This window comes from Roseospira navarrensis (assembly GCF_009601025.1).
Lineage (GTDB): Bacteria > Pseudomonadota > Alphaproteobacteria > Rhodospirillales > Rhodospirillaceae > Rhodospira > Rhodospira navarrensis.
Genome location: NZ_WIVE01000145.1, coordinates 1 through 1,849, shown reverse-complemented (window position 1 = coordinate 1,849; position 1,849 = coordinate 1). Strand labels below are relative to the sequence as shown.

The 1,849-nt window shown below is 52.7% G+C and carries 2 protein-coding genes and 2 pseudogenes; 3 read left to right on the top strand and 1 reads right to left on the bottom strand.

Features of this window, described 5'->3' with window-relative positions; all coding sequences use genetic code 11:
- Positions 1-153 (top strand): annotated as a pseudogene (locus GHC57_RS18990) (IS1595 family transposase); the annotation flags it as partial.
- A gap of 182 nt (positions 154-335) precedes the next feature.
- A complete protein-coding gene (locus GHC57_RS18985) occupies positions 336-1,016 on the top strand; it encodes a hypothetical protein (RefSeq protein ID WP_153347213.1) in 681 nt (226 codons plus the stop codon).
- Between the two features lie 190 nt (positions 1,017-1,206).
- Here GHC57_RS18985 and GHC57_RS18980 read toward each other — a convergent pair.
- Positions 1,207-1,413, bottom strand: a pseudogene (locus GHC57_RS18980) (30S ribosomal protein S4); the annotation flags it as partial.
- Positions 1,414-1,558: 145 nt separating this feature from the next.
- Here GHC57_RS18980 and GHC57_RS18975 point away from each other — a divergent pair.
- Positions 1,559-1,762 carry a hypothetical protein gene (locus GHC57_RS18975; protein WP_153347211.1) on the top strand — a complete coding sequence of 68 codons (204 nt, stop codon included), beginning with the start codon at positions 1,559-1,561 and terminating at the stop codon, positions 1,760-1,762.
- Positions 1,763-1,849 lie beyond the last annotated feature (87 nt).

The following is a 1,849-nucleotide window of genomic DNA, read 5'->3' as shown; positions in this document are numbered from 1 at the left end:
CGCAAGCATCTGCAAGCCTACCTCGATGAGTTCGTCTTCCGCTTCAACCGCCGCCGCACCCGGCACGCAGCCTTTCGATCCCTACTGGGCACCGTCACCACCAAAGGACCCATCACCTACGATATGTTGATCGCGCCGGAAGCAAAGGGATAAGCCTTTTGGTTTAATGGAGAAAGAGCTATCACTATTTTTTAATAAAAAAGATTTCGGGGCCGTAAGTTTTTTTAACGATGCAGAGGATGCAGAGTTTAAGGTTGAAGAATATAGTGCATCGGAACACGCAAAGTGGGGAGAAGATATATATAACCTTCTGATTAAGATTCAAGGAGAATATAATGCCAACGACCGCTGAACTAATTAAAGAAATAGATGGCTACCTTTTATCTTCATCACCTCCCCACTCCTACACGTCGACCTCAGCAGCTTATGATGTTTACGAGGGTTACGTTTGGACCATAGTTTTATCAGCTGCAGAATATAATGGTGCAACAGTTTTATTCGAAGACACGAATAACAATGCGGCTTCGTCTATAATCCTTAGAACAAATCCTGGCAGCATTTACTCTAATGTTCGAAATTACACGCACGCAGTTTTGAGATTCCCTGGGAGCACCCCAGAATTGGAAGCCCATCTCGGAATATACGTTTCAGGAAAGTCTGGAATACCCCATGAGTGCGACATCGCGGTTATAGATAGAGATGAAGCCATTGCTTGTCGGCAAGCGGAAGTGCACCCAAGAGCAAGAAAGCTGCTAATGTCCGTGGAATGCAAGTTGTTTTCATCCAACCTTGGCGTATCCGTTGGAAGAGGATTTCTTGGGCTTACACGAGATATAATATCGGAGAATAGGTTTTTCGTATCAAATTCGACATCTGAACGGGTCAAAAAGCTTATTGCCTATCACAAGGCGAGTTGGGAATGTCCGGTAGTTCCCTCGGCCACGGACAAGGTGCAAAACCTTCGCAGCCAATTCAGCACCTGCTTCAGAGACTATGTCGCAAAAGGCCGAATCTAACGCCTCGTCGGCACCCTATCACTCGAAGCAGTATCAGGAATCCACCACAACATAAGACATGATCGAGGGCATGCTGAGAACCGAAAAGGCCAACCTTTTCGTGTAGCGGTGTGAAACGCAACCAGGGCGCGGCCCTCCTGCGTGGAGGATCGCGCCCCGTGGCGTTTCCAGCGAGCCTGTCAGGCCCGGATCAGCGCGAGTAGTACTCGATCACCAGGTTCGGTTCCATCTGGACCGGGTACGGCACGTCGGCCAGCTTGGGCGAGCGCAGGAAGGTGCCGGTGGTGCCCTTGGCGTCCATCTGGATGTAGTCGGGCACGTCGCGCTCGGGCGAGCCGATGCCGTCCAGCACCAGCGGCAGCTCGCGGGACTTCTCCTTGACCTCGATCACGTCGCCCGCCAGCCCGCTGGGCGAGCGCCTTACCATTATCTCTTCTCTGTTGTGCCGTAACCCGGTATGGTTGCTCCTTGGTGGGCGGCCCGCAGCATGGAGACCGGACGCATCGCCATCACTGATCGCATTTCGCGCGTGAGGATCTTCTATGAGCGATGCAACGTCTGACGCCCATGATCAAGGGCTGTTCAATGCGGCCATCAGTGCGTTGCACGCGGAGATCGCGAATGTCGGCGCGCACCTCGCCATCGATGGGAACGTCCGAGCGCTTTATGACCGGCAAGTCCAAGCGATGGCGACGGAGTTGAGACTCCAGGCTCAACAGGGACAGATCACGTGGGCGCAAGATTGAGCAACCTGATGGATGGAAATTCGGTCTGAGGCGCTTCAGTCATCCCGGTTTTCCATGTTGATGTAGACGCGGTCTGTGGTGGCCCAG

Coding starts and splice junctions, on each gene's coding strand:
- GHC57_RS18985 (WP_153347213.1), top strand. CDS start 336: ATGCCAACGACCGCTGAACTAATTAAAGAAATAGATGGCTACCTTTTA.
- GHC57_RS18975 (WP_153347211.1), top strand. CDS start 1,559: ATGAGCGATGCAACGTCTGACGCCCATGATCAAGGGCTGTTCAATGCG.